Here is a 21,665-nt window from a genome sequence, read left to right as displayed (position 1 = left end):
ATGAAGACTGTAATCTTTTTCGCGGCCGGAGCCGAGCCTCCCGATCGCCTCGAACTGGAAGGGGCTGCCGTCGTCGGGGATCTCCTAGCCTTGGTGAAGGAGCGCGGTATCGATGTCGCCGAGCTCCTGATTTTCAAAGAGGACGACGACGAGCCCCTGGAGCACCACCATCCGCTCCATGGCCATGACCACCCGGTGTTCCATGCCCACCGCTGCCGCAAGGTCGACGTTACGGTCCACTACAAGATGGAAGCCTTCAAGCACAAGTTCGCGCCGTCGGCGACTATCGCCAAGGTGACGCGCTGGGCCGTGGAAAAGGCTGGTCTTGGCAAGGAGGAGGCCGAGGAGCACGTCCTCCAGATCCATGGTAGCCGCGTCCAGCCGCCGCAGAATGCACATCTGGGCAGCTTCACCGGCGAAACCTGCGCCGTTATGTTCGACCTGGTCCGCAAGAAGTTGGTGCAGGGCTGATGGCGGCCTTGGCGACAGCGGAGGAAAGGGCGTTCCGGGAACACCTGGAGCGCCCTGATTTCCAGCTCGGCACGATCAAACAACAATGGCGCTTGCTGCGCGTAGCGTGGCCGACTGCCGACTTCGCGATAAGAGCGCGCGACGGCACCGAGTGGGGGTTCCGTTTTCTTCTGGACGGCTATCCAGCGCAACTGCCGAACGCCAGGCCTTGCGACATGGAGACCGGCGTGCCGCTTGCCGCAGAATATTGGCCGAAGGGCTCGGGCCGGGTGGCGGCGGCGTTCAATCCAAACTGGAACGCTGCGGCCCTTTATATGCCGTGTGACCGAATGGCGTTGCCCGGGCACGAGCAATGGATCGTGGAGCATCCCGAACTGCTCTGGAAGCCCGCCCGCGGAATTGTTCATTATGTGGAGATCATTCATGACCTTTTGGCTTCGTTCGGTTATTTCGCGCCTATTCGGCCAGCCGCCTGATCTCTCGATCCCGGTCGACCTGTGGCTCGAACTTCTTCACGGACTGCGAGCGCGTGGCGGCAACCACCGGGAAAGCGGCGCTTTCCTTCTGGGACCGAATACTGCGCACCGCAGGATCACCTCTATCGTATTCTACGACGAGATCGATCCTCACGCGTTCGATACCGGCATCATCGAGATCGACGGCGGCTCGATGGCGGATTTGTGGAACATCTGCCGTGAACGTGGCGAGGTTGTCGCGGCCGACGTTCACACCCACCCCGGCAGTGCCGGGCAAAGCGAATCTGATCGGCTGCACCCAATGATCGCCGAGCCGGGTCACATCGCGATGATCCTGCCTCGCTTTGCCGCCGAGCCGATCAGGTTCGATGAGATCGGGCTCTATCGCTACCTGGGCCGTTTTCGCTGGACCGCACTCAAACGGTCGCTTCTGCGGCCCACACTGCGCATTGAAGGAACAATCCATGGCTGAAGATATCATTGACACCCTGAACAGGTCCGCCAAGCTGTTCATGGACCGCGGCACGGCCGCTACCGCGGAGGAAGCCGAGCAGCGGTTGCATTCTTTCCGGATGCATCTTTTCATCGGCGAGAGCGCAGCCTTGAGTCCGACCCACCAGGCGGCGCTGCTCACCGCCCTCAATTGCGCTCGCCGCACCTTCCTAGGCGGCGTTACGGTGTCGGGCGTCCTGGACGCGCCTTTGACGTTGCCGGTCGTTGCCGGTACGACCCTGGCTGACGCGGTAGGACACCTTCAGGGTACCGTCGTCGAGGACATCCCGCAAGGCGTTCCGCTTGTCAGCATCGGAACTCCGCCGGCGATCGATCACGCGGGTTTTGCTATCAGAACGACATTCGAAGGCTGGCGAGCCGGCCTGGTGCCGTTCGACGCCCCCGCCCTTCCCGACTCTGCCGAGTTTGCTCCCGCTGGCGTGCTTGCCGGAGCGCTGGCCGTGTCGGAAGTCTTCGCCCATTTCGATGGCGAGCCGATGGCAGGCTACAGATCGATCGGAATGTCGCTATGGGATCTCAAACGGTCCGCCGATTGGAGATCGCCGGCGTCTGATGGGCCTGTCGCGGTACAGTTCCCATCGGATTTCTGGGTGATTGGGCTTGGCCATCTCGGCCAGGCTTTCCTATGGACGATCGGGCTGCTGCCTTTTGCCGATCCGTCAATTGTCCGCATGTTCCTTCAGGACGTCGACCGGGTCGGGCCGTCGACCGAGAGCACATCCGTTCTCACTTTCGCTACAGACACTGGGCGGCTGAAGACCCGCATCTGCGCTGACTGGGCTGAGGCCCGCGGTTTCCAGTCCAGGATGGTCGAGCGGAGGTTCGCTTCCGATCTGCGTGTTGGCCACGACGAACCCCTGCTGGCGCTTTGCGGCGTGGACAACCCCCAGGCGCGAGCTATCCTCGAAGGCGCGGGCTTTGCAACGGTTTTCGAGGCCGGCCTCGGTAGCGGCGTGGAAGATTTCCGCCTGATCAGGACTCATAGTTTCCCAGCGCCAAACAAGGCGCTCGGCATCTGGACCGACGGCCCGGAAGTGGACGAGGCGGGGCCTCAAGGAAATGCGCCCGTTGCCCTAGCTGGGCTCCCGCCTGCTTATAAGGATCTCCATGATCGCGGCGGCCTCGACGAATGCGGCCTGACGCGGTTGGGACAAGTGGCGGTAGGCGCTCCCTTTGTCGGTATGATTGCTGCTGCCGTCCTGATTTCACAAACGATCCGTATGGTCGCCGATGGTGTTCGCCCCACCGTTGCCAATTTGGATCTCAGGGCACTAGAGCATCGCAGCCTCGTGCTGCGCGAAGCTCGTGACATCGTTCTGTTTGGCACCGCCGGATCGGCCTCAACAGGATGTCCGCCCAGTCGAGATACAAGTTCCCCCGCCTTTTCTCAAAACCTTTGAATTTTCGAAGATCAGCCAGGCGATATCTGGCTGTCTCGTCGACCTCCTCGAGCAAGAACGTTGCCGCGCTCCTGGCGATCTCGAAATCCCTGACCGAAATCATCCATTGGCGTACGCGATGTTAGATTTTTTTCGGGGATGCTCATGACGCGCCTCGTTGGAACGATTTTGGAGCTTGGCACGGCGTCAGAGTCTGGTGATCATGGCAAGGGCATTGTTTGCAAACTGAACCCATCGTCTTTCTGCATCTTGATTTGGACTCGGCGGCAGGGTCAAGCGAAGGCCAAAGCTGAGGTTCCGGAGAAGACATGACCGAAGGCCCGTCTCTTAAGAGCGTGCTCGTGCAAGGATCGCTGGCCTAAGCCATCCGGCCAACAAGTAAGTCCCGACAGGGCACCTTTTTTCGCAGCCGGACGAAACTCCGTTCGGAAATGTGCCGGCTCGCGCGGCGTAGGAGCCTGCTCAGGTTCAGATGTCATGAAGGCACCTAACGCCCGATCTGCCGCGCAACTTCGGTCCCATATTCATTGCCGACGGGGTATCTGAGGGCGACGTTTTTTTGCGGGTTTTTCCTGGTCGGCGCTTTGGAGGTGATGCTGGCGCCGATTGTCACAGGCTACTTCACTATCTGTTCCTTGACCGATGAGATCTTTTGCACTGCGGCGCTCCCCGTCTTTGTTGTGGGTCACCTTCTGACCCAAGCCCCAACGTACACACGCGGGAGTGTCCTACAAGCCGTCGGTTTCGACAGATCGGATGGATTGGGCAGGCGAGCCCAAAAGCCGCGAGCTTAGAGTGGTTATAAATCGTAGTTGTAGCTGTGTAACAAACTGTGTAACAAAAAGCGCGAAAAGATTAGTATTTTCAGTATCATATGGGTGAAAAGGAATCCCTCCCTCTCCGCCATTCAATCCCGAGAAAACCGGACATTTCCTGGGCCGCCTGCCGCATATCCGCAGCAGGACAAAGCCGCCCAAGCCGGGACACTCTGGCCTTCGCGGAGGCCGTAAAGCTTCGGCGATGGGCAGGCCCATCCGGCATCTCCGCACATCGCTTCTGTCCGCAAGCGCAGCCATGCCGCTTTACCAGCCGCTTTAGCCCAAATGGGGAAGAGGCCCGGCCCACGATCTCGTAACGGTTGGTTCGCCGAACCCAGTTAGGAGACCACGATGCGCAAAGCCTCTCTCGCCATCGCAGCTTTCTTCAGCCTTGCCACTGTTGCATAGGCATGCGTGTCGATGGACGGCAACGTCGTCGTGAACAACTGCAATTATCGCGTCATCGGAAATTACAAAGGCTCGGATGGCAGTTGGGGTGGCTTCGGACCCATCCGCGCGGGCGGCCGTGAGGCAATTTCCAAAAGGCGCGATGCCGGCTGGGACATCAGCTATTGCAACTACGATTCCTGGGTGGCAGGCACATGTCGGCCGAAGGATCCCAGGCAGATGTAAGCTTTCAAGCACGTCCCTTCGCGCGCTTGGCCCTTTGCCGACGATGTGGCCGGCATCGTACGCCTGCCACTCTGTCGGCGCACGATAAATCCGTTACTGCTCCTTCTTGAACAGGTCCTGGAAGATCAGCTGGCCCCAAGTGCGGCCGCGTGCGTGCACCAGCGTGCCGCCCTCGTTGAGCTTCCCCAGCTTGACCGGTGCGAACCCGAGTTGTCTGGCCAAGGCCGCCACGGGAGCGATCGCGTCCTCGTCGTCGCTCGACAGAAAGACGACCCGGTGCCCGCCCTCGACGATCGGATCGGCAGCCAGGGTGGCCGCAATCAGGTGATTGAAGCCTTTGACGAGCTTGGCGCCGGTGAACGCCTTCGCGACGAAGGCGGAGGACGGCAGACCGTCCAGCTCTTCGGGGACTGGAAACACGTTCGTCGCGTCGATGATCGTCTTGCCTTCCCAGCTTGGCAGCGCCTTCGCGACATCCGGGTGCGATTCAAAGCGGACAGCCAAAAAGATGATGTCCGCCTTGACGGCGTCCGCCAGTGTTTTCGGGATGATCGTGGGTCCGATCGCGGCCGCGTCGGATGCAAAGCTTTCCGGGTCGCGCGTGGTTGCCACGGACACTTCGAGGCCCTTGCGGGCAAATGCCTTGGCAAGAGCCTGGCCGATCTTGCCGAAGCCGATAATTGCGTAGCTCATGTATACTCTCCTTCAGTTTACCAGGCCCTGCGGGCTCGGGATATCGAATGGAATGAACGGCGGGGCGTAGCGGGTCAGATTTGCGCCAAGCCCCCGTCGACGGCGACCTCGCTGGCAGTCATGAAGCTGCTGTCGGGCGACGCGAGAAACGCAGCCGCCGCCCCGATCTCCGCTGGATCGGCCATACGCTGAAGCGGATTCATCGAGGCGAAGACCTTCAAGCCCTCCTCGCCTATCGCTGCCTTCGCGAGTTCGGTCGCCGTCGGCCCGGGCGACAGCACGTTTACCCGGATGCCGGTGCCTTTCAAGTCTTCCGCCCAGGTCCGCGCGAGGTTGCGCACGGCCGCCTTGCTCGCGCTATAGACGCTGAATGCGGGCGCGCCCGTGGTGCCGGCGCTCGATCCGGTCAGGATAATCGAACCGCCCTCGCCCATCAGCGGCAGCGCCTTCTGGACCGTGAAGATCGTACCCTTCACATTGGTGTTGAAGGTTTCGTCAATGTGCTCGGCGGTGAGCTTGCCGAGCGGAAGCAGGCTTCCCACCCCGGCGTTGGCGAAGATGATGTCGAGGCTTCCGCGCTCGGCCTTCACCGCCGCGTAGAGCCGATCAAGGTCGGCCTCATCCGAGACCGAGCCCTTCACCGCGCGGGCATTGGGCCCGAGCTCGGCCACAGCGGCGTCTAGCGCTTCCTGCCGGCGGCCGAAGATGAAGACGAAGGCGCCCTCCTCGATGAAGCGCTTTGCAGCGGCGAGGCCGATGCCGGTGGCACCACCCGTTATAACCGCAACCTTACCGTCCAGTTTTCCCATGACTTAATCCTTCCAGGCTCTGTCTTTGGTCGTTCGGGGACGCCCCGAGAACCTCTAGATGGGCCCGCCGGGGTCGCGCGGTGAGTGCGGAAGCGCGCACATCGGTGGTGCAGAATCGATCCGCTTTCAGGATTGACGCCAGCCCGCGACGATCCGTGTCCGCCGTTCGGAATAGCGTCGCCCTTGTCGACACAAGCCACGATATCCCGCCCCTACTGCTGTAGGATGTGTTAGATACGGGCTTTGGAAGGCGCACCGCGCGGTGCCGGATTGCACCATGATCGACTGGGATGACGTTCGCTACTTTCTAGCCGTCGCACGCGGAGGCTCGGTGCGGGCTGCCGGCGCGCGGCTCGGGGTGAATCACTCGACCGTGCTGCGACGCATCGCACAGCTTGAGGAACGCCTCGGGGCGCAAATGTTCGAAAAGCTGCCTTCGGGCTACCGCCTGACCGCTGCGGGCGAGGAGGTCCTCGAGCTCGCGAACCAGATGGAAGCGTCGTCGCACCAGCTGGAGACGCGCGTCTTCGGGCGCGACCAGAGCGTACGCGGACTTCTGCGGGTGACGCTGGCACCGCCCCTCGCGACGCACCTGCTCATGCCGGACTTCGCCGATTTCGCGCACCTGCATCCAGACATCGAGATGGAAATCCTGTCGTCCGGCGAACTGGCAAATCTGACCAACCGAGAGGCCGACGTGGCGATCCGCGTCGTCTACGACCGCAAAACCCTGCCGCTCAATCTTCACGGCCTGAAGGGAGCGGAGGTGTTTGGCGGCGTCTACATGTCCCGCGACCGCCTGGCCGCGTGGCGTGCGGGCGCACCTGATCCCATCCGGTGGATCGTCATAAGCGTTCATGGAATTCCAGAGTGGGCCAGCGCGGGTGAGGTTGGCACCACGGGAGTTCCATTCAGGATCACGGACGCCGAAGCGCAGATCGTTGCCGTACGGCAAGGTCTCGGGATCACGACACTGCCGTGCTTCGTCGGAGATGCCGACCCCCTGCTGGTGAGGGTGCCGGGCACCGACCTGCACCTGTACGGAACGCTCTGGCTTCTCACACATGGGGAGACACGCAAGACGAAGCGCGTGCGGCTCTTCACTGAGTTCGTATCCCGCAGGCTCGCCGCCCACGCTCCGCTTCTCGCGGGACTGTTCATATCGCGCGACTGACGCCCGGCGGGTCGCCCGCGACGCTTGCAGTGGATAGGTGCCTGCAAGCGGACAGCGGCATCTATTGCGGTTGCAAATGCTCGGCCATGAAGTCGATGCACGCCTCAGTCTGGGCCTGATCTGTCGACCGGCCGGCCAGAAAACGTTGAACTAATCGGTCCCTGGGGGGCATGGGCGGTGGAGGAATGGGCGGCGGCGGCACAGGAGGTTTCGGAACGGATGCCTTCTCCGAAGATCCCTCTGCTTCACGGCGCGTGACCAGTCGCTGATCTGACCTCAGGCCGCCTCACCCGACCGGTGCTCGGCAATCGCACTCAGAAAAACCTGGCCGAATTCCTTGAGCTTTGCCGCCCCAACCCCATTCACTTCGGCGAAGGCGTCGAGATCGTGCGGGCGGCGCTCGGCCATGTCGATCAGCGTACGATCCGAGAACACCACATAGGCCGGCACCTGGCGCTCCTTGGCGAGCCGCAGGCGCAAGGATTTGAGCGCGGCCAGTAGCCCGGTGTCCACAGCCGATTGCCCGAGATCCTGCCCGGAGCGCATCTTGCCGCGCAAGGCGCGGCTGCGTACCTCGACACGATAATGGAACGGCACCTCGCCACGGCCAAGCGCATGACCCTTTTCGGCGATGGCGAGGCCGCCATGACCGGCCGGATCCGGCATCAGGAACCCGCCGGCGACGAGTTGCCGGATCAGCGATAGCCAGAAATCCTTCTTGTGCGCCAGACCGCTGCCGAAACTCGTGAGCCTCTGGTGGTTCCTGGCAAGCACCTTCTCGGTTTCATGGCCGAGCAGGATGTCGATGATATGGCCGGCACCGAAACGCTCACCGCTCTGGGCGATCGCCGTCAGGATGATCCGACCCTCGGCTCCGCCATCGGCGCGCGGTGCCTGGTCGAGGCAGGTGTCGCAATTGCCGCAAGGCTGCGCTTCCTCGCCGAAATAGCCGAGCAGCACCTGGCGGCGGCACTGCGCCGTCTCGCAATAGCCTATCAGCGTGTCGAGCCGGCCATGCGAGCGCCTCTTGTGCTCGGGCGGCGCATCCTCGTCGTCGATGAACATCCTGCGCATGCGGATATCGCCCAGGCCGAACAGCATATGCGCCTCGGCGTCCCGCCCATCGCGGCCGGCGCGGCCTATCTCCTGGTAGTAGGCCTCCAGGCTGCCCGGCATGTCGGTGTGGAAGACATAGGCGACGTCAGGCTTGTCGATGCCCATGCCGAAGGCGATGGTCGCCACCATGACGACGCCGGACAAGGTCATGAAGCTGTTCTGGTTGGCGTCACGCGCCTCCTTGCTCATGCCGGCATGATAGGCGAGCGCGGTGACACCGTTCTTCTCGAGGAAGGCCGCCATCTCCTCCGTCTTCTTGCGCGACAGGCAATAGACGATGCCGCTTCGGCCGGGATGGCGCTCGACGAAGCGCAGCAATTGCCGCTTGCTGTCCTGCTTGGCCTCGATGGCAAGCTTGATGTTCGGCCTGTCGAAGCCCAGCACCAGGGTCTCGACGCGCTCGGCAAACAGCCGGGATTCGATGTCGGTGCGCGTGCCTTCGTCCGCCGTCGCCGTCAGCGCGATGACCGGCACGCTGGGAAAGATGCCGCGCAGACGCGACAGGTCCTCGTATTCGCGCCGGAACGCCGGCCCCCATTGCGAAATGCAATGCGCCTCGTCGACGGCGATCAGGCTGATATCGAGCCTGGCCAGCGCCTCGAGCATGCGCTCAGTCATCAACCGCTCCGGCGCGAGATAGAGCAGGCGCGTCTGGCCCGAGGCGACGCGACGCCATGCGGCGATATTGGCATCGCGGTCGATCGAGGAATTGATCGTATCGGCGGCCACGCCGGCCAGCCGCAAGGCGGCGACCTGATCCTGCATCAGCGCCACCAGCGGCGAGACGACAATGGTGAGCCCGCCCAGGACAAGCGCCGGCACCTGGTAGCAAAGCGATTTGCCCGCACCAGTCGGCATCACAGCCAGCACATGACGCCCGGCCAGCAGCGCGTCCATGACATCGGCCTGCCCGGGGCGAAAATCATCGAAGCCGAACACGTCCTTGAGCACGCGCCGCTTGGGATCCAGCTCTTCTGTCGCGAGGGCCGCCGGTGCCTGCATCACCGCGCGTCCACGGTCGGCGTGCTTATTGGCATGTCATAGCCGAACTCGGCGCAGAAACGTTGGACGCGGGCGAGAAATGCCGGGGGCAGGCCGCCGAGATAGGTCCTGAATTCTTCATTCCGTTCCCATTTTCTCAACGAAGCCACCCGGATCAGATTGTCCGGGTCCTCGCTGAAACGAATGCGCGGTGTCAGTCCGAATGACTGCGCGATTCTGTCCTGCTGCGCATCGGGCGCGCCGATCATGTCTTCGTAGCGGACGAAAAGGATCTGCCGGTGCGGTTGTGCCTTCTTCAGCCGGATCAGCGCGTCGTATTCGGTCAGCCAGCGTTGCGGCGTGACGTGGAACCGACGCTGGTTGCGTGTTTGCGGATGCGAACTTGTCAGCGTGTCGAATGGATGGCGCATGCAATAGATCAAGCCGATGGAGGTCGGTAGCTTCGCCAGATGCGCAAAACCGCGCGCATCGCGCTTGACGACGAGGTTCGATTCCGGCCGGTCCAACATGTCCAGCATTGCGTATCGCGCTTCGGGCGGATGGACGAAAATGTCCTCGAAACACCTCATCAGCCGCTGTGTCAGCGTCGTCCCGCTGCGTGCGCAGCCCGAAATGAAAATTCTGTTGGCGGGCGTCGCGCGTGCATATCTGCGTCTTTGCATGCGCTGTCTCAGAGACAGCGGCACGAACCGCAGGAACTCAAGCCTGTGAGCGCCCTTCATCCGCAATTCCGCTGGGCCGCGCGGCGCGGAACGCGCCGCTTGGGGTCCATGGCCAAGATGCTCGTCGCCGATATCAGCATCAGGCGGACACCGGGCTGGAATTTCGTAGACTGGAGAGGATGTGGAAACCGGTCAAGACGACTCTCTGGCGTGACGCTTTGGAGTAGCGCAGCCGTCATCCAACCACAACGCCCCCTTTGCAGGAACCTGTCGTTGATGCGGCCATCGGCGCCTGCCAGCCGGATGCCGTGCACATCCGAAAGCGGCTTCCCCTAGGACACCTGCACCCCCGCTGGATTCCGCCACGCACCACGATGTAAGCTCCGTCCGGCAAGCCAGGGAGGGCGTGATGCTGCAGACCAGACAGAATGTTCTCGGCGAGCGGTTCCACCTGCAGCGCGCCGCCTTCGAGGCGCAGCCTTTCCCCAACTTTGACGTTCGCAAGGATCGCCTCAAACGCCTGCTCGCGCTGACCGAGCGGCATGAAGCCGACATCTGCACCGCCATAGACACCGACTTTGGCGGCCGTTCCGCGCATGAGACGCGTCTTGCGGAACTGTTCGTCGTACGCGCCGGCATCCGCCACGCGCTGTCGCACCTCAGGGGCTGGATGCGCGAACGCCGCGTTGCCACCACCATGCCGTTCCTGCCCGGCAGAAATCGCCTCATCCCGCAGCCGCTCGGTGTCATCGGCATCGTGTCGCCCTGGAATTATCCTTTCCAGCTCGCCGTCGCGCCGGTCATCGCGGCACTCGCGGCCGGCAACCGCGTGCTCATCAAACCTTCCGAATTGACGCCGGCATTTTCCGCGCTGCTGGCCAAACTCGTTGCCGAGCATTTCGCAGCCGATGAGCTCAGCGTCATCAGCGGCGATGCGGAGATGGGAAAGGCCTTCGTGTCGATGCCTTTCGATCATTTGCTGTTCACCGGCTCGACCGCGGTTGGACGCCAGGTCGCGATCGCCGCGGCCGCCAATCTGACCCCGGTCACGCTCGAACTGGGCGGCAAGTCGCCGGCAATCTTCGATCCGTCATGCGACCTCGACGCGGCAGTATCGAGCATTGCCTACGGTAAGCTGTTGAATGCCGGGCAGACCTGTATCGCGCCGGATTACCTTCTGGTGCCGAAGGGGCAAGCAGGCACGGTCGCTGCCAGGCTCGCAACGGCGATCGCGAAGCTCTACCCGACCCTGCGCGACAACCCCGACTATACCGCCATCATCAGCGATCGGCACCACCAGCGCCTGCGCGACATGGTCACTGAAGCGCGTGACGCCGGCGCCGATATCACCGAAATCAACCCGGCCCACGAGGAACTCGGCGCCACCAGCCGGAAACTACCGCCGACCCTGGTCCGCAATGCCGGCTCCAACCTGCGGCTGATGCGCGAAGAGATCTTTGGGCCGGTGCTGCCCATCGTAGAATACACCGGGATCGACGAGGCGATCGCCCATGTGAACGGGGCCGACCGCCCGCTGGCACTCTACTGGTTCGGCCGCGACAGCGGCAACCGTCAACGCATCCTGCACGAGACAATTGCCGGCGGCGTCACCGTCAACGACTGCATGCTGCATCTGGTACAGGAAAACCAGCCCTTCGGCGGCGTCGGCGCCAGCGGCATGGGCGCCTATCACGGCGAATGGGGATTTCGCACCTTCAGCAAGGAGAAACCGGTTTTCATGCAGTCGCGGCTGAGCGCGGGAAGCCTGCTGCGCCCGCCCTACGGCAAGACGTTCGAACGGCTTTTCAGCCTCCTGCGGCACATCACCTGACCGACCGAGCTACGCAGCCCCGGTGCATTAAGACTATCTTCACCACGGTGCGGCAGGGTCCTCATCCTGCGGTGATGTCTTGAGTACCGCGGCGCCACAAGCGCCCAGGCAACAGACCCGCGCCTCCTTTGAGGTGCGGGTCATTCCACACACGACTCGATCTTCTACCCGCCTGCCAGCCACCTACCACCCGAAACACCGCGCTATGCATATGGCCGGACGCCGACGCTAGCAGGAAACGCGGCGGCGTCGCCAATATCGCTCACTTAACCCGGCGGCTGCCTGGATACGTGCCGCGATCGCGGCGGCGCGAGATGACCAAATTCGTTGACGAGTGCGCCTCCTTGATATCAAGGAATCCTGTGGAGTGTCGATCGCAGCGCTGTGTTGCTAGGGGTCCGGAATGCGAGTGGCTATTTTAGGTGGGGGGCTTCAAGGCTGCTGCGCAGCTCTAGCTTTGGGCGAGCGAGGCATGGACGTAGTCCTTTTCGATAGAAACGATGCGATTCTCAGTCGAACAGCTGTCGCGAACGAGGGGAAGATCCATCTTGGATACATGTATGCGGGTGACCCGTCCCTATCGACAGCTCGGATCATGATGAAGGGTGCTCTCGCCTTCGCACCGTTCATGCATCGGCACCTAGGCATAGAGACGCACGCCTTAGCAACCTCGGTTCCCGCGGCTTACGTCGTCCATCGAGACAGCCAACATTCGGCCCAAGCGGTTGAGGATTATCTCCGGGACGTTCATGAGTTGATTGTGAAAGCATCAACTGGACGCGAGTTCGACTACTTCGGATTGGATATTTCAGCGCCTCCGCGAGCATGGACCAGCAGCGAGCGGGATACAAGATTCAACCCGGACGCAGCGCTTGCAGCTTTCGACACGCCGGAAGTCGCCATCAATCCGGTAGCGTTGGCATCGGTCCTTAGGAGAGCAATTGCCGACCATCGCCGCATCGAAGTGCGTCACGGACATCAGGTTTCAAAGGTTGACAGCGTCGATGATAGGTTGTGCGTTACGAGTGAGAAGGCTGGTTTCGTTCAAGTAGATGCTTTCGATCACGTAGTGAACGCTCTTTGGGACGGGCGTTTGGCGATTGATGCGACAATGGGGCTGAAACCGACACGGCCTTGGCTTCATCGCTTAAAATACGGAATCAGCTTCACCTTGCCGGACGGACTTGAGCGTCCTCCCAGTGCGACCTTTGTCTCTGGACCATTCGGGGAAGTGGTCAGTTATCCTGATCGGCTGACATATCTTACCTGGTACCCGGAATGCATCCATGGGTATTCAACCGAGGTGACGCCGCCGGTCTGGGATACCTTTCCGCCAGAGCCGCTCCGCACAAAAATCCTCACACGAACAATTGCCGCCATGACGGAGATCGTCCCCTCGCTAGCCGCAGTCGATGCGGCGAACTTGCCGGATGCCTTGGTCAAAGGTGGACTTATCGTTGCTTGGGGCGAAACGGACATCTACGATACCAACAGCGAACTGCATCAACGATATCAGATTGGAATTACTTCGAAGGACAAATATCACTCAATAGATCCAGGCAAACTCACCATGGCACCATATTTTGCCGACCAGTGTGCGACCAGGATAGCGGGTGACGTCTGAACACCTCAAAGGATCGCGAATGAAACGTTTGACGCCGACAATTACGGTAGGGATGCCCGTATATAACGGTACGAAATACATCGAGGGAGCACTCAAATGTCTTCAGCAACAGACTTTCCGTGACTTCGAGGTCATAATTTCAGTCGACGGAAACGACCTCGCAACGGCCGAGAAATGCCGGCCATTCCTCGACGACAATCGGTTTAGAATGATTGTCCATCAAGAACGGCTCGACTGGTTTGGAAATCTTAACTGGTTGCTGAAACAGCCACTCGGCGAGTTCTTCTGCTATCGTCAGCACGACGACACAACCACAGCGGACTTCTTCGAAAGATTGGTTCGTACCGCCTGGGAAAAGCCAGATGCGGCGGCCGTTTACGCCGACTGTAAATGGATGGGTGGACGGACCGGTATGGATATAGCCGCGTCGATCGAGGGGGACACACTTCACCGCCTCCGGCAGCACATTGAGCAAAAGGAGCCTATGGCCGTGCGGGGTCTGCTCCGTCGCGACGCCATCAGGCAGGCCGGGCTCATTCGAGCCGATGAGTATCGTGGGCTTTCCGAAATATTTGTATGGTTGGCAAAGGTCTTGCGGTGGGGCAGTTTCATTCGGATTCCGGAGACGCTCTACTATCGCCTGGACCATGAAGAAAACTATCACAAACAGTGGTTTGAATGGCCCGATGAGCGCAAACGCGGGTCCTGGACCACGTTATACACCGGGCTTCTTGAGGCTGTAATGCCGGTCTGTAGCACCGCTGAAGAGCGTTTCTTTTTCCACCAGTTTATCCTTGATCGGATTGCTGTTATCAGGCCAAATCAGAGCTATCACTATTTGGCACATTCACCTCACGCAGGTGGCTCGCTTATGATCGAATGCCTTCAACGCCTTGCGACCGAAGGGAGCATGCATCTTTTGGAACTCCCTGCCATCCTGCAATCCAATGAATACGATCGGGCGCTCTCTGCTGAGATCAAAACGCTAAGAGAAAAGAACTCCAAACTGGAAGCCGATCTTTTAGCCTTCCGGCGTGAACAGATGAGGCCAAGAGAAAAAATTCGCCGTTTCTTTGGAATCCGCTAACCGGGCAACCGAAACCCAAGAGAGCAGCACGAGCGGGCACGCGTGGCGCTGGCGCGCTCAGACGAGGAAATCGGCCCGGTGCGGCGTAAAGCTGTCGACCAGCCGCCCCGCTTCCAGCGCCTTGACACCGTGCATCAGGCCCGACGGCACGATGAAGCTCCCGCCCGTCCCAACGATTTCGCTCCGGCCGTCGATGGTCACCTCGAAGCGGCCTTCGGCGACGTAGCTTGCCTGGACATGCGGGTGCGAATGCAGGGCGCCGACGCCACCCTTGTCGAAGCCGAATTCGACCAGCATCAGCTCGTCGGTGTGCAGGAGAACGCGTCGCCTGTTGCCGTCCGGCGTTGTCGTCCAGGCGCCCTCGCCGGCATGCGCGAAAATCTTCGGCTTCGTCATCGTTGTCTCCTCAGAGCAATTCCAGGAAAAGTGTGAAACGGTTTTCCGTCCGGAATTGCGTTAAAACAATGAGATAGCGCGGTTCAGCGTTTCCGCGAAACGACGAACCACGCTAGCGCGCCAGCCAGCCGCCATCCACCGGCACCACCGCGCCATGCATATAGTTGGACGCCGGCGCCAGCAGGAAGACGGCGGCGTCGCCAATGTCGCCCGCCTCGCCCCAGCGGCCGGCCGGGATACGCGCCAAGATGGCGGCGCTGCGGTCGGGATCGGCGCGCAGCGCCTGCGTGTTGTTGGTTTCGATATAGCCTGGCGCGATAGCGTTGACGTTGATGCCTTTTTGCGCCCATTCGCAGGCAAGCAGCCGGGTGATGCCCAGCACGCCATGCTTCGAGGCGGTGTAGGACGCCACGCGAATGCCGCCCTGGAAGCTCAGCACCGAGGCAATGTTGACGATCTTGCCTTTCCGCTCAGCGGCCAAGGCACGCATGGCAAAGCTTTGGCAGAGCAAAAAAACCGCCTTCAGATTGACATCCATGACGTCGTCCCAATCGGCCTCGCTGAGATCGACGGCATCGGCGCGCCGGATGATGCCGGCATTGTTGACCAGCCCGTCGAGCGGGCCGCTTTCGTCCCAGACGCGGTCGAGCAAGGGGCCGGCGGCTGACGTGTCGGCAAGATCGGCGCTCACCGCCTCGAATTGCCCGCCCATCGTTGCGATCTTTCTGGCCGTATCGTCCATCGACGAGCGACCGACGCCGATCACCGTGCCGCCGGCGCGTGCGATCGATACGGCGATGCCCTGGCCGATGCCGGTGTTGGCGCCGGTGACCAGGATACGTTTTCCGGCAAGGCTGAAGGGGTCGCTCACCGCAGATCGCCCAACGCCACCGGGTCGACATCGGTGTAGTCGACATTGTCGCCGGCCATCGCCCAGATGAACGCATAATTGGAAGTGCCGGCGCCGGAGTGGATCGACCAGCCCGGCGACAGCACGGCCTCTTCGTTGGCCATGACGATATGGCGCGTTTCGTCCGGCTCGCCCATGAAGTGGAAGACGCGCGCCGTCTCGGCCAGGTCGAAATAGAGATAGGCCTCCATGCGCCGGTCATGCACATGGCAAGGCATGGTGTTCCAGATAGAGCCCGGCGCCAGCTGGGTCATACCGACCACCAGCTGGCAGGTCTTTGCGCCATCGGCATGGATGAACTGGAAGATCGAACGCTCGTTGCAGGCATCCTTGCTGCCAAGATCGAGGCGCTTTGCATCGCCGATGCGGATCAGCCGGCTGGGATGAGCCAGATGCGCCGGCGCGCTGAGCAGATAGAACTTCGCCGGCGCCCCCTCGTCCGCTGAGGCGAAGGACACATCCTGTGTGCCCATGCCGAGATAGAGCATGTCGCGCGCCTGCAATTCGAAGGACTGGCCGCCGGTCGTGATGACGCCCACGCCACCGATGTTGACGGCGATCAACTCGCGCCGGTCGAGGAAACCTTTGGTGCCGGTCGGCTTGATCGCCTCCAGTTGGAGCGGCGAGCCTATCGGCACGGCGCCGCCGACGATCATGCGGTCGTAGTGGGTGTAGGTCAGGCTGATGCGGCCGGACTGGAACAGGCCGTCAATGTGGAAATTGTGACGGAGTTCATCGGTTCCCATCGCCGCGGCGGCAACCGGGTCTATGGCAAAGCGGGATGTGTAATCGGTATGGCTCTGGCTCATTTTCGTCCTGACTTGAAATGGGTCATTCGCCGGCGGCGGCCCTGACCGAACTGGCATAGAAAGCCTGACGCGCATGCAGGCGCTCGCGGTAGCGCTGCTGGCTGGCTGTGAGGTGCGCGCGCATTGCCTCGCGCGCCGCTTCGGCATCGCCCGATGTGATCGCATTGAGGATCACCAGATGTTCGCGCTGCAGCCCGCGCTGGTAGCTGTCGGATTGCGCCAGTTCGGTCGACCAGGGCGAGGTCACGTCGCACGGAATGGCGCGCCGGCCGAGCACGTCGAGCATCTCGACATAGAATGGGTTGTTGGTCGCGCTGGCGATGGCGCGGTGGAAAGCGAGGTCGGCCGGGCCGGTCGGCTCGCTGGCAAGCAGCAGCCGCTCGAATTCGAAGAAGGCTTCCTGGATCGCCGCCTCCTGCGCGGCGTTGCGGCGAATAGCGGCGATCCCGGCCGACTCGATCTCGATTGCCAGGCGTACCTCGAGCACGTTGAGCGCGATCGAATCCTTGGCTCCCATGTCGGCGGCAAGCGCTCCGAACATCGTCGAGATATGCTCGGTGACGAAGACGCCGGCGCCTTGACGCGACTCGACCAGGCCGTCGGCGGCAAGCTTGGCCAGCGCCTCGCGGATGACGGTGCGGCTGACGCCGAAGGTCTCGGTCAGCTGGCCCTCGGTCGGCAATTTGTGGCCAGGCAGGATTTCGCCCGCCTGCAGCTGCTTGCGGATCGCCGCAACGACGGTCTCCGACAGCTTGGGTTTTCTCTCGACCCTGAGATCGGCGGATGCAGCGGACACGTGATGGTCTCCTAAAGCAATTCCAGGAAAAATGTGAAACGGTTTCCGTCCGGAATTGCGTCAAAACAAAGGGTTAGAGCAGTTCGCCGTTCCCGTGAACTGCTCTAGTGGAACAGGTGCGGCAACCACAACGAAATTTCCGGCACGTAGGTGACAAGCATCAACACAGCGAAAGCCGCCCCATAGAATGGCCAGATCGAACGCATCGCCGTCCAGATCGGGATCCGGCCGATCGCACAGCTGACGAACAGCACTGCCCCCACCGGTGGTGTGCACAAGCCGATGCCGAGATTGAGAATGAGGATCACGCCGAAATGCACCGGATCGACGCCGTAGGCCATGACCACCGGCAGGAAGATCGGCGTGGTGATGATGATCAGCGGCGACATGTCCATGAACGTGCCGAGGATGAGAAGTACGACGTTGATCAACAGCAGGATGACCAGCCTGTTGTCGGATACGGACTGCAGGAAGGCGACCAGAGCGGCCGGCACCCGGAGATAGGCCAGCAGCCAGCCAAAGGCGGCGGCGCAGCCGATGATCATCAGCACCATTGCGGTTGTGCGCACGGCAGCGGTGGTCGCGGTGACGAAGTCGTTCCAGCTCATTGAGCGATAGATCAGCAGGGTCACCAGGAAAGCATAGACGATGGCGATGCAGGAGCTTTCGGTGGCGGTGAAGACGCCGGAGCGAACGCCGCCGAAGATGATGCCGATCAGGATCAGCCCGGGAATTGCGGCAACGAGCAATTGCAGCGCCCTGCCGAAGCCGGCGAACGGCTCGGTCGGATAGGCGCGGCGGCTGGCGACCCAATAGGCCGTGACCATCAGAGATAGCGCCAGCAGCAGGCCCGGTATGATGCCGGCGGTGAACAGATCGGCGATCGAGATCCGGCCGCCGGCCGAAATCGAATAAATGATCATGTTGTGCGAAGGCGGTATCAGCAGCGCAATGATGGCGCCGACTGAAGTGATGTTGACAGCATAATCGACGCCGTAGCCGCGCGCCTTCATCTGCGGGATCATCAGCCCGCCGACCGCCGAGGCATCGGCCACCGCCGAGCCGGAAATGCCGCCGAACATGGTCGAGGCGGCGATGTTGACCTGGCCGAGCCCGCCTCTCAGGTGGCCGACCAACGCCCCGGCGAGCGCAACAAGGCGAGCGGCAATGCCGCCGCGCACCATCAGGTCACCGGCGAAGATGAAGAACGGGATGGCCATCAGCGAAAACACGCTGACACCGGAGTTGAGGCGCTGGAACACCACCAGCGGCGGCAGCCCCAGCACCAGAACCGTGGCGAAGCTGGCGACACCGAGGCAGAAGGCGATCGGTGTGCCGATGATCAGAAGAAAGACGAAGGTGCCGAACAGAACCGTCAATGCCATCTAGAGACCCTCCTCGCCCGTGGCGTATTGATCGGCATCGACCGGCAGTCCGGCAAAGCGCCCGGCAAGCCGCTCGAGCGAAAACAGGCAGACAAGCGCGCCGCCCAGGATGACCGGCAGGAAACTGACGCCGCCCGGGAAAGCGAGAGACGGCATCACCGTGTTCCATGTCAGCCGGGTGAGCTGGGCGCCGTAGACGATCATGCCGAGACCGAAGGCGAGCACGACGACATCCGAAATGCTGCGCAGTACCGCCTTTGCGGCGGGCGGCAGGAAATAGAGCAGCACATCGAAGCCCAGATGCGTGCGTTCGCGGACACCGACGGCCGCGCCCAAAAAGATGAACCACCCCATCAAAATCACCGAGAAGGGTTCCGTCCAGCTTGGCGAACTGTTGAGCACATAGCGTGAGAACACCTGCCAGAAGATGATCACGGTCATCAGCGTCAGGCCGATGCCGCTGACCCACAGCGCAAGCCTCGCCAGCATTGACAGCAGCCGTTCTATTGCCAGCCAGAATGGTTTCATATGCGCGCTTCCCCCTGGACGGTGGCGCGCAAGCTCGCGCCACCATTGCCGCGAACGGATTATTTGGTCGCCTGGATGCGCGCGGCGAGATCTTTCAACTCGGGGGTCGAGAGATATTTCTCGTAGACCGGCTTCATCGCATCGATCAGCGGCTGCTTGTCGATCTCACTGACCTTGACGCCGGCTTTCTCGACGATGTCGCGCGACTTCTTCTCCTGCGCGTCCCACAATTCACGCATCTTGACGACGCTGTCCTTGGCCGCCTGCCGCACGATCGCCTGGTCTTCCGGGGCGAGCTTGTCCCAGCTCGCCTTCGACATCACCAGAACCTCGGGCACGATCTGGTGCTGGTCGAGCGTGTAGTGCTTGGCGACCTCGAAATGCTTGGCGGATTCGAAGCTCGGCCAGTTGTTCTCGGCGCCGTCGATGACGCCTGTCTGCAAAGCCGAATAGACCTCGCCATAGGCCATCGGCGTGGCGTTGGCGCCCAACGCATTGACCATGTCGACGAACACGTCGGACTGGATGACGCGGAACTTCATGCCCTTCATGTCGGCCATCGAGGTGATGTCCTTCTTGGTGTTGTAGAAGGAGCGTGCCCCGGAATCGTAGAAGGCGAGACCGACAAGGTCGTGAGTCTCAAAGGCTTTCAGGATCTCGTCCCCGATCGGCCCGTCCATGACATGGCGCATATGCTCGACGGAGCGGAACATGTAGGGCAGCGACGGCACCGCGGTTTGCGGAACGATGCCGTTGAACGGCCCCATCGAGACGCGGTTGAGATCGATGACGCCGGTTTGCGTCTGCTCGATCGTGTCCTTCTCCTCGCCGAGCTGCGCCGAATGATAGACCTCGACCGAATAGCGGCCATTGGTGCGCTGCTTGATCAGCTCGCCCATATATTTGACCGCTTCGACGGTTGGATAGCCGTCGGGATGGGTATCGGACGACCGCAGCACGGTTTCGGCGTTGGCGATGCCGACCAGCAACGAGCCGAAAACGAATGTTACTGCCGTCAATTTCGAAAGATGCAACATGACTTCCTCCCTATGAAACCAAAACGCCCGGCTCAGAGCCGGTAGGCCTTTTTCGCAAGTGTATAAGCAAGCTCCCGCGCCAGCTCATGCGCCTCGTCCTCGCGCAGCCGATGCTCGGCGACGAGACGCGCCAGGAACGCGCAGTCGACCCGCCGCGCCACATCGTGGCGCGCCGGGATCGAGGGAAAGGCACGGGTGTCATCGTTGAAGCCGACGGTGTTGTAGAAGCCGGCGGTCTCGGTGGTCATCTCGCGGAAGCGCCGCATGCCTTCCGGGCTGTCGTGGAACCACCAGGCCGGCCCGAGCTTCAGCGCCGGGTAGACACCGGCGAGTGGCGCCAGTTCGCGCGCATAGCTTGTTTCGTCGAGCGTGAAGAGAACGATTGTGAGGTCGCGCTCAAGTCCGACGCAGTCGAGCAGTGGCTTCAGCGCCGTGACATAGTCGGTCCGGGTCGGGATATCGAAACCCTTGTCGCGGCCGAATTTTTGGAAAACAGCCGACGAATGATTGCGCCAGGAGCCGGGATGGATCTGCAGCACCAGCCCGTCGTCGAGGCTCATCTTGGCCATCTCGGTCAGCATCTGGGCGCGGAACAGTTTCCGTTCGCGCTCGTCGTCGGAGCCACGGCGAACGCGATTGAACAGCTCCTGCGCTGCAGCATCCGAAAGATTGGCGGTCTCGGCCGTCGGATGGCCATGGTCGGACGAGGTCGCGCCGAAGCTTTTGAAGAAGGCGCGCCGCTGGCGATGCGCATCGAGATAGCCTGCCCAGCTGCCGGTGTCGCAGCCGGTGATCTCGCCGAGCCGGTCGAGATTGGTTGAAAACCCCTCGAAGTCGGGATCGACGACGGCGTCGGGGCGATAAGCGGTGACCACACGGCCCTGCCAGCCGCTGTCGCGGATCATCTGGTGCCATTTGAGATCGTCGAGCGCGCCTTCGGTGGTCGCGATGACCTCGATGTTGAAGCGCTCGAACAGGGCGCGCGGGCGGAAATTCTCCCACTGCAGCAGCGTCGCGATGGCGTCGTAGTGGCGGTCGGCGGTCGCTGCGGTCAGCGGCTCGTCGATGCCGAACAGATCGGCAAGCACATGATCGAACCACAGCCGGGTCGGTGTGCCCCGAAACAGATAATAGTGCTCGGCAAAACGACGCCAGATCGTCCGGCCGTCTGTCTCGACAGGCGCGCCGTCCAGCGTCGCCACGCCGAGATCCTCAAGGCGGATGCCTTGGCTGAACAGCATGCGGAAAATGTAGTGGTCCGGAACGATGAGCAGTTGCGCCGGATCCGTAAAAGGCTCGTTCAGCGCATACCAACGCGGATCCGTGTGGCCATGCGGGCTGACCAGGGGCAGGTCCTTGATCCCGGCATAGAGATCGCGGGCAACCGAGCGCGAATGCGCATCGGCGGGAAACAGCAGATCCGCATCGGTCAGTGGCACGGCAATCCTCCCAGGGCCGCTATCGGTAGGGGCGGCAAGAAATAATGTCAACATAC

20 protein-coding genes are annotated in these 21,665 nt (G+C 61.8%); 8 read left to right on the top strand and 12 right to left on the bottom strand.

Going from position 1 to position 21,665, the window contains the following annotated elements:
• The 4 genes from EN955_RS04695 to EN955_RS04680 are packed head-to-tail and all read left to right on the top strand — an operon-like array spanning position 1 to position 2,860.
• On the top strand, positions 1-471 hold the full coding sequence (locus EN955_RS04695; RefSeq protein WP_024504249.1) for a hypothetical protein: 471 nt from the start codon (positions 1-3) through the stop codon (positions 469-471).
• Positions 471-947, top strand: a complete 477-nt coding sequence (locus EN955_RS04690) for a hypothetical protein (RefSeq protein WP_024504248.1) — start codon at positions 471-473, stop codon at positions 945-947. Before EN955_RS04695 ends, EN955_RS04690 begins: the two co-directional genes overlap by 1 nt.
• Entirely contained in the window at positions 895-1,419 is a 525-nt protein-coding gene (locus EN955_RS04685; RefSeq protein WP_024504247.1) for a hypothetical protein, read from the top strand. Before EN955_RS04690 ends, EN955_RS04685 begins: the two co-directional genes overlap by 53 nt.
• Entirely contained in the window at positions 1,412-2,860 is a 1,449-nt protein-coding gene (locus tag EN955_RS04680) for a hypothetical protein (RefSeq protein ID WP_024504246.1), read from the top strand. Before EN955_RS04685 ends, EN955_RS04680 begins: the two co-directional genes overlap by 8 nt.
• A 1,544-nt stretch (positions 2,861-4,404) precedes the next feature.
• On the opposite strand, the gene EN955_RS04670 is transcribed toward EN955_RS04680, so the two are convergent.
• Positions 4,405-5,004, bottom strand: coding sequence for an NADPH-dependent F420 reductase (locus EN955_RS04670; protein ID WP_013529054.1), 600 nt, complete (start codon positions 5,002-5,004; stop codon positions 4,405-4,407).
• A gap of 74 nt (positions 5,005-5,078) precedes the next feature.
• Positions 5,079-5,813 (bottom strand): SDR family oxidoreductase, encoded by a 735-nt coding sequence (locus EN955_RS04665; protein ID WP_024504244.1) that lies wholly within the window; start codon positions 5,811-5,813, stop codon positions 5,079-5,081.
• Positions 5,814-6,090: 277 nt separating this feature from the next.
• Here EN955_RS04665 and EN955_RS04660 point away from each other — a divergent pair, with 277 nt between their 5' ends.
• Entirely contained in the window at positions 6,091-6,987 is an 897-nt protein-coding gene (locus tag EN955_RS04660; RefSeq protein ID WP_024504243.1) for a LysR family transcriptional regulator, read from the top strand.
• A gap of 276 nt (positions 6,988-7,263) precedes the next feature.
• On the opposite strand, the gene recQ is transcribed toward EN955_RS04660, so the two are convergent.
• Both recQ and EN955_RS04650 read right to left on the bottom strand, forming a co-directional pair.
• Positions 7,264-9,105 (bottom strand): DNA helicase RecQ, encoded by a 1,842-nt coding sequence (gene recQ / locus EN955_RS04655; RefSeq protein WP_024504242.1) that lies wholly within the window; start codon positions 9,103-9,105, stop codon positions 7,264-7,266.
• Positions 9,105-9,767 carry a sulfotransferase gene (locus tag EN955_RS04650; RefSeq protein WP_245462019.1) on the bottom strand — a complete coding sequence of 221 codons (663 nt, stop codon included), beginning with the start codon at positions 9,765-9,767 and terminating at the stop codon, positions 9,105-9,107. The genes recQ and EN955_RS04650 overlap by 1 nt, the downstream gene beginning before the upstream one ends.
• A 409-nt stretch (positions 9,768-10,176) precedes the next feature.
• Between EN955_RS04650 and EN955_RS04645 the strand changes: the two genes are divergently transcribed.
• The 3 genes from EN955_RS04645 to EN955_RS04635 all read left to right on the top strand — a co-directional run bounded on the left by EN955_RS04645 (position 10,177) and on the right by EN955_RS04635 (position 14,309).
• The gene (locus EN955_RS04645) at positions 10,177-11,598 is read left to right on the top strand and encodes a coniferyl aldehyde dehydrogenase (protein ID WP_024504240.1); all 1,422 of its coding nucleotides are present in this window, start codon (positions 10,177-10,179) and stop codon (positions 11,596-11,598) included.
• 403 nt (positions 11,599-12,001) lie between these two features.
• Positions 12,002-13,222, top strand: coding sequence for an FAD-dependent oxidoreductase (locus EN955_RS04640; RefSeq protein WP_081714346.1), 1,221 nt, complete (start codon positions 12,002-12,004; stop codon positions 13,220-13,222).
• 19 nt (positions 13,223-13,241) lie between these two features.
• A complete protein-coding gene (locus EN955_RS04635) occupies positions 13,242-14,309 on the top strand; it encodes a glycosyltransferase family 2 protein (RefSeq protein WP_081714345.1) in 1,068 nt (355 codons plus the stop codon).
• A 57-nt stretch (positions 14,310-14,366) separates the two neighbouring features.
• Here the strand turns inward: EN955_RS04635 and EN955_RS04630 are convergent, their stop codons facing one another.
• From EN955_RS04630 to uxaC, 8 genes are all read right to left on the bottom strand, one after another.
• The gene (locus tag EN955_RS04630; RefSeq protein ID WP_024504237.1) at positions 14,367-14,705 is read right to left on the bottom strand and encodes a cupin domain-containing protein; all 339 of its coding nucleotides are present in this window, start codon (positions 14,703-14,705) and stop codon (positions 14,367-14,369) included.
• 112 nt (positions 14,706-14,817) lie between these two features.
• Positions 14,818-15,576 (bottom strand): 2-dehydro-3-deoxy-D-gluconate 5-dehydrogenase KduD, encoded by a 759-nt coding sequence (gene kduD, locus EN955_RS04625; RefSeq protein ID WP_024504236.1) that lies wholly within the window; start codon positions 15,574-15,576, stop codon positions 14,818-14,820.
• Entirely contained in the window at positions 15,573-16,424 is an 852-nt protein-coding gene (gene kduI / locus EN955_RS04620; protein WP_024504235.1) for a 5-dehydro-4-deoxy-D-glucuronate isomerase, read from the bottom strand. The genes kduD and kduI overlap by 4 nt, the downstream gene beginning before the upstream one ends.
• Positions 16,425-16,446: 22 nt before the next feature.
• Positions 16,447-17,220 (bottom strand): FadR/GntR family transcriptional regulator, encoded by a 774-nt coding sequence (locus EN955_RS04615; protein ID WP_024504234.1) that lies wholly within the window; start codon positions 17,218-17,220, stop codon positions 16,447-16,449.
• A gap of 104 nt (positions 17,221-17,324) precedes the next feature.
• Entirely contained in the window at positions 17,325-18,605 is a 1,281-nt protein-coding gene (locus tag EN955_RS04610) for a TRAP transporter large permease (protein WP_127218826.1), read from the bottom strand.
• Positions 18,606-19,133, bottom strand: coding sequence for a TRAP transporter small permease (locus EN955_RS04605; protein WP_024504232.1), 528 nt, complete (start codon positions 19,131-19,133; stop codon positions 18,606-18,608).
• A 59-nt stretch (positions 19,134-19,192) separates the two neighbouring features.
• Positions 19,193-20,170 carry a TRAP transporter substrate-binding protein gene (locus EN955_RS04600; RefSeq protein WP_024504231.1) on the bottom strand — a complete coding sequence of 326 codons (978 nt, stop codon included), beginning with the start codon at positions 20,168-20,170 and terminating at the stop codon, positions 19,193-19,195.
• A 32-nt stretch (positions 20,171-20,202) separates the two neighbouring features.
• Positions 20,203-21,663 (bottom strand): glucuronate isomerase, encoded by a 1,461-nt coding sequence (gene uxaC, locus EN955_RS04595; RefSeq protein ID WP_050580485.1) that lies wholly within the window; start codon positions 21,661-21,663, stop codon positions 20,203-20,205.
• Between the last annotated feature and the right edge of the window lie 2 nt (positions 21,664-21,665).

Source organism: Mesorhizobium sp. M7A.F.Ca.CA.001.04.2.1 (genome assembly GCF_003998485.1).
GTDB classification, from domain to species: Bacteria; Pseudomonadota; Alphaproteobacteria; order Rhizobiales; family Rhizobiaceae; genus Mesorhizobium; species Mesorhizobium ciceri.
This window is presented reverse-complemented; position numbering and strand designations above follow the sequence as displayed.

Excerpts from the sequence above, each read along its gene's own strand:
- recQ (WP_024504242.1), bottom strand. The coding sequence starts at position 9,105 with ATGCAGGCACCGGCGGCCCTCGCGACAGAAGAGCTGGATCCCAAGCGG.
- uxaC (WP_050580485.1), bottom strand. The coding sequence starts at position 21,663 with ATGTTGACATTATTTCTTGCCGCCCCTACCGATAGCGGCCCTGGGAGG.
- EN955_RS04660 (WP_024504243.1), top strand. The coding sequence starts at position 6,091 with ATGATCGACTGGGATGACGTTCGCTACTTTCTAGCCGTCGCACGCGGA.
- EN955_RS04695 (WP_024504249.1), top strand. The coding sequence starts at position 1 with ATGAAGACTGTAATCTTTTTCGCGGCCGGAGCCGAGCCTCCCGATCGC.
- EN955_RS04645 (WP_024504240.1), top strand. The coding sequence starts at position 10,177 with ATGCTGCAGACCAGACAGAATGTTCTCGGCGAGCGGTTCCACCTGCAG.
- EN955_RS04670 (WP_013529054.1), bottom strand. The coding sequence starts at position 5,004 with ATGAGCTACGCAATTATCGGCTTCGGCAAGATCGGCCAGGCTCTTGCC.
- EN955_RS04610 (WP_127218826.1), bottom strand. The coding sequence starts at position 18,605 with ATGGCATTGACGGTTCTGTTCGGCACCTTCGTCTTTCTTCTGATCATC.
- EN955_RS04690 (WP_024504248.1), top strand. The coding sequence starts at position 471 with ATGGCGGCCTTGGCGACAGCGGAGGAAAGGGCGTTCCGGGAACACCTG.
- EN955_RS04635 (WP_081714345.1), top strand. The coding sequence starts at position 13,242 with ATGAAACGTTTGACGCCGACAATTACGGTAGGGATGCCCGTATATAAC.
- EN955_RS04680 (WP_024504246.1), top strand. The coding sequence starts at position 1,412 with ATGGCTGAAGATATCATTGACACCCTGAACAGGTCCGCCAAGCTGTTC.
- EN955_RS04685 (WP_024504247.1), top strand. The coding sequence starts at position 895 with ATGACCTTTTGGCTTCGTTCGGTTATTTCGCGCCTATTCGGCCAGCCG.
- kduI (WP_024504235.1), bottom strand. The coding sequence starts at position 16,424 with ATGAGCCAGAGCCATACCGATTACACATCCCGCTTTGCCATAGACCCG.
- EN955_RS04630 (WP_024504237.1), bottom strand. The coding sequence starts at position 14,705 with ATGACGAAGCCGAAGATTTTCGCGCATGCCGGCGAGGGCGCCTGGACG.
- EN955_RS04665 (WP_024504244.1), bottom strand. The coding sequence starts at position 5,813 with ATGGGAAAACTGGACGGTAAGGTTGCGGTTATAACGGGTGGTGCCACC.
- EN955_RS04640 (WP_081714346.1), top strand. The coding sequence starts at position 12,002 with ATGCGAGTGGCTATTTTAGGTGGGGGGCTTCAAGGCTGCTGCGCAGCT.
- EN955_RS04605 (WP_024504232.1), bottom strand. The coding sequence starts at position 19,133 with ATGAAACCATTCTGGCTGGCAATAGAACGGCTGCTGTCAATGCTGGCG.
- EN955_RS04600 (WP_024504231.1), bottom strand. The coding sequence starts at position 20,170 with ATGTTGCATCTTTCGAAATTGACGGCAGTAACATTCGTTTTCGGCTCG.
- EN955_RS04650 (WP_245462019.1), bottom strand. The coding sequence starts at position 9,767 with ATGCAAAGACGCAGATATGCACGCGCGACGCCCGCCAACAGAATTTTC.